The sequence below is a fragment of the Haloferax sp. s1 genome (assembly GCF_058382125.1).
The window spans coordinates 1-2,324 of the sequence record NZ_JBZRPK010000245.1 but is presented as its reverse complement, the minus strand read 5'-3'; the positions used below and the strand labels follow the sequence as shown (position 1 = coordinate 2,324).

The following is a 2,324-nucleotide window of genomic DNA, read 5'->3' as shown; positions in this document are numbered from 1 at the left end:
ACCTAACCTTGCTGGGTGTGCGCACACATCACCCAAGAGAACCGCCGGACGGGTGAGGTGCCCCAAGAGAACGCCGAACAGTCGAGATGACCCAAGGAAACGCCGGACAGTCGGAATTCTTACACGAAACGGGTGACTCCCGAGCGGGCCGTTCCCGGGCGTTTTTATCGCTCGGCAACCCGGTACCGGGTATGAATTCGGACGCCCAGCGCGAGGCGGTGTACGGCGCACCGCCGGAGATGCTGGAAGTGCGAGACGACCTGACGCCCATGCTCTCGCAGTACGCCGACCTCTGTGAGACCCACGATGACGCGGTCGTACTGTTCCAGGTCGGCGACTTCTACGAGGCGTTCTGTGGTGCGGCGAAAGCGGTCGCACGAACCTGTGAGGTCACGCTCACCAAGCGCGAGGACTCGACCGGGACGTGGCCGATGGCCGGCATTCCCATCGATAACGCGGCGGGCTACCTCGAACGACTGCTCGACGCAGGCTATCGCGTCGCGCTCGCCGAGCAGGTCGAAGACGCCTCGGAAGCCTCCGGCTTGGTGGACCGCGCCGTCACACAACTCATCACGCCGGGGACCGTCGTCGACGAAGAGCTACTGGAAGCGGGACGGGCGACCTACCTCGGCGCAGTCGCAAAGAGTAGCAAGAACAGAAGTGACGACGAATACGGCATCGCCGTCGTCGATGTCTCGACCGGTGAGTGTCTCGTTACGGGCGCTGACAGGGCCTTGGCACTCGAAGAACTGGAACGCCTCGCGCCCGCCGAACTCGTCGTCGGGCCGAACTGCGACCTGCCGTCGCTCTCGTTCGACCCGATGCAAACGCCGTTCGAACCGGAAGCATTCGAGCCGGGAGCAGCGAGAGAGACGCTTTCTCAGTACGCGCCGCGCCCCGAGGCCGTCGTCGACTCTGATGCAGAACTCCGGGCGGTCGGCGCGCTCCTCGCCTACGCGGAGTACGCACAGGGCGATTCGAAACTGGAGTACGTGACTCGGGTGACGCGCTTCGACCCCCGTGAGTTCCTCCAACTCGACGCGACGGCCATCCAGAGCCTCGAACTGTTCGACTCGCGGAGCACCCGCGCCGGAAGCACGCTCTTTTCGGTCCTCGACGAGACGGCCTGCGCACTGGGTCGCCGCCGCCTCGAAGCGTGGCTTCGTCGCCCGCTCGTAGACCGCGAGGCCATCGAGGCGCGACTGGACGCGGTGGACGCCCTCTGCGACGACGCGCTCTCGCGGGCCGACCTTCGAGACCACCTCTCGTCGGTCTACGACCTCGAACGTCTGGTCGCCCGGGTCTCGCGCGAGCGAGCGAACGCCCGCGACCTTCGCTCCCTGAAGACGACGCTCGACCGCGTTCCCGAAATTCGCGAAAGTCTCGCAGAGACCGACGCCGCGCTCCTCTCCAAACTCCGTGACTCGCTAGACGAACTCGAATGTGTTCGCGACCTCGTCGGTCGCGCAATCGTCACCGACCCGCCGCAGGAGATTACCGAAGGCGGCGTCATCGCCGACGGGTTCAATGCCGAACTCGACGACCTCCGCGGCACCGCCGAAGACGGCCGCGAGTGGGTTTCGAACCTCGAAGTACAGGAGCGCGAACGAACCGGCATCGACTCCCTCGAAGTCGGCTACAATCAGGTCCACGGCTACTACATCGAGGTGACGAATCCGAATCTCGACCGCGTGCCCGACGACTACGTCCGCCGCCAGACGCTGAAGAACTCCGAGCGCTTCTACACGCCCGAATTGAAGGAGCGCGAAGACGAGATTCTCCGGGCCGCCGACCGGGCCGACGCCCTCGAATACGACCTCTTCTGCGAGGTTCGCGCCGACGTGGCCACGGAATCGGAGCGCATCCAAGCCGTCGCGGACGTGTTGGCCGACCTCGATGTGTTGCGCACCCTCGCCGACGTGGCCGTCGCCAACGACTACGCCCGGCCGGAGTTCCACGGCGGTAGTGCTGGTGGCGGCGAGAACACGTCGAACGCGAAGTTCGACGGAGAAGGCATCGAAATCGACGCCGGAAGACACCCTGTCGTCGAGCGCGCCCAAGGCGAGTTCGTCCCAAATCCGGCGTCGATTCCACAGGGCGGCGTTGCGCTCATCACTGGACCGAATATGTCCGGCAAGTCGACGTACATGCGGCAGGTGGCGCTCGTCTGCATCCTCGCCCAGATGGGGAGGTTCGTCCCCGCCGATGCGGCCCGGTTGCCGGTCGTTGACCGCGTGTTCACCCGCATCGGTGCCTCTGACGACATCGCGGGTGGCCAATCGACGTTCATGCGCGAGATGAGCGAGTTGACCGAGATTCTCCAC

Annotated in this window: 1 protein-coding gene; it reads left to right on the top strand. The window is 65.2% G+C overall.

The genetic code is table 11. From position 1 onward, the window contains the following. Positions 1–191: 191 nt before the first annotated feature. A partial coding sequence (mutS, locus tag QT222_RS02235) for a DNA mismatch repair protein MutS (protein ID WP_491476167.1) occupies positions 192–2,324 on the top strand: 2,133 nt, incomplete at its 3' end.